This window comes from Candidatus Bathyarchaeota archaeon, assembly GCA_029882535.1.
GTDB lineage: Archaea > Thermoproteota > Bathyarchaeia > Bathyarchaeales > SOJC01 > JAOUKM01.
On the sequence record JAOUKM010000079.1, the window covers coordinates 1 to 1,829 of the forward strand.

Consider the following 1,829-nt stretch of genomic DNA (forward strand, 5'->3'; position numbering starts at 1 on the left):
TTCAGGGCTCTTAAGGCTGCTGTTAGGAATGGAATGTTCTTGCTTGTTATAGTATGTCTACCCGGACCGAAAACGTCATAGGCTTTTCCATCCCGAAAGAAAATGGCCCATTGGTTTTCCTTGACAACAACTTGGCTTCCGTATTTTAATGAGAGTTTGGGAAATCTGTAGGCTATTTCCTCAGGACCACCAAAATCCCAAGCTACTTTTTCAACGATTGGCATTTTTTTCCTTCCATTCTAAATTTCTAACGGTCTGAATTGTTTTTCTCTTTCATGCCATTTATTCTCAAAGGCAAGTAATAAACCTTTAATTTTCTTTACTTCGGCCGGTACAGTGGTCCAATTCTCAGCTTCAGCTTCGCTGCGGGTCTGATTCACGGCTTCCTTCATGCTTTCGACATCATTGCCCAACGCTTTGTCGTAGTTGAAAACTCGAGCAAGTTCTTCCTCTCGTATGTGCCCTTTTCTATCCATAAGACCAGCGTAACCGTAGTCTGCGTGCCTCACTTTCTCCATGACACGGTCCAGTACTTGGATAACTTTTTTGAAGTCTCTGCTTGAAGCTGTAAGACCTGCATCTAAGGCTGCCAAGTAAACGTCTTCCCATACGTGGCGCATGTCACGGAGATCTTGATAATATAGGTCTCGCAGTTTTCTGTTAAGTTCTCTCAAATCTTCTTTTGTTCCATATCCTAAGGTAAAGAAATTTTGAATTTGGGAAAGAATGCCTTGTTTGTCCTTCACCTTGTCAATCGTTTCCCGTTCTGTCATCAACAACCCTCTTTTATTGTACGATTATTCTGATTTAAATGTTGATGCCTCAGTAATATATATAGAGATTCTAGCTTTATCGATCAGAAATCATAAATACGGATACGATTCTTCAAAATAATGATCAAACCTGCAGAGAAATGATGATTTATGGGCTTTTTCAAGAGATTCAAAAAACCAAAAGCCAGCGTTTCGTTGGCAATTCCCAAAAGCACTGCCGAACTGGGGGAAGACTTGAAGGGTGCAATCACCGTCTCATGTGAAGACGAATTTGACGCAACCGAGGTGAGAGCCGAACTTCGATGCATCGAGAAAAGAAGACGAGAAAGATGGGTATACAATGAAAAGCGCCGGCGTAACGTGCGGCAAGTCTACTGGGACCATGCCACATTGCATTCCTCTGATCCGAAGGCAGGTGGTAGAGTGCACATAGTACCAGGCTTCAAAAAAACGTTTCCAATCAAAGTTAACATTCCTGCTGGTGGACGAGAGTCCTTTGACGGCATAGACGCAAACGTTAGCTGGAACATCAAAGGAGTGGTGGCTATCGACGGACGTCCTGACGTCACCAGTGACACAATAGAACTTCAGGTGGTTAGACCGGTAGTAGCGCCAGGAGCAGTGAAAGAAAAGGAAGTAGTCAGGGTACCCTGTGAGTACTGTGGAACTATGATGCCTGAAACGGCAACGTCATGCCCAAATTGTGGAGCCCCTCGAAAAGCCTAGAAACAACAGAAGTAGTTTTGTTCACGGCATAGCGTTGATCTTATGTCGGTTATTTTCTCCATGCTCGGATCCCAGTAACCGCAACTAAGATTCCAATGATTAGCAACAAGGCTGGAAGGAGGTATTCAACGAACATTTCGCGAATGTAGAGTGACCATGTGACGCCAAGGGTTGTTAATAGGATTCCTCCAGAAAATGTATTGAAAGCGCCTCTTCCATATTGTTCTGGGTTGGCCACACGTATTCCAGCGAGAATTGTGACCCACAAGCCGAAGAGAATGAGGGTAAGCGAAAAAATCTCGAATATGCTGACAAGGACGTTGGCGGCGA

General features: G+C 44.1%; 4 protein-coding genes. 1 reads left to right on the top strand and 3 read right to left on the bottom strand.

What is annotated here, in order from left to right; all coding sequences use genetic code 11:
* A partial coding sequence (locus OEX01_09700) for an SPFH domain-containing protein (protein ID MDH5449257.1) occupies positions 1-224 on the bottom strand: 224 nt, incomplete at its 3' end.
* A 15-nt stretch (positions 225-239) separates the two neighbouring features.
* Entirely contained in the window at positions 240-773 is a 534-nt protein-coding gene (locus tag OEX01_09705; protein MDH5449258.1) for a hypothetical protein, read from the bottom strand.
* Between the two features lie 150 nt (positions 774-923).
* Between OEX01_09705 and OEX01_09710 the strand changes: the two genes are divergently transcribed.
* Positions 924-1,499 carry a zinc ribbon domain-containing protein gene (locus OEX01_09710; GenBank protein MDH5449259.1) on the top strand — a complete coding sequence of 192 codons (576 nt, stop codon included), beginning with the start codon at positions 924-926 and terminating at the stop codon, positions 1,497-1,499.
* 49 nt (positions 1,500-1,548) lie between these two features.
* Here the strand turns inward: OEX01_09710 and OEX01_09715 are convergent.
* Positions 1,549-1,829 (bottom strand): hypothetical protein (locus tag OEX01_09715; GenBank protein ID MDH5449260.1); only part of this gene is annotated, 281 nt, incomplete at its 5' end.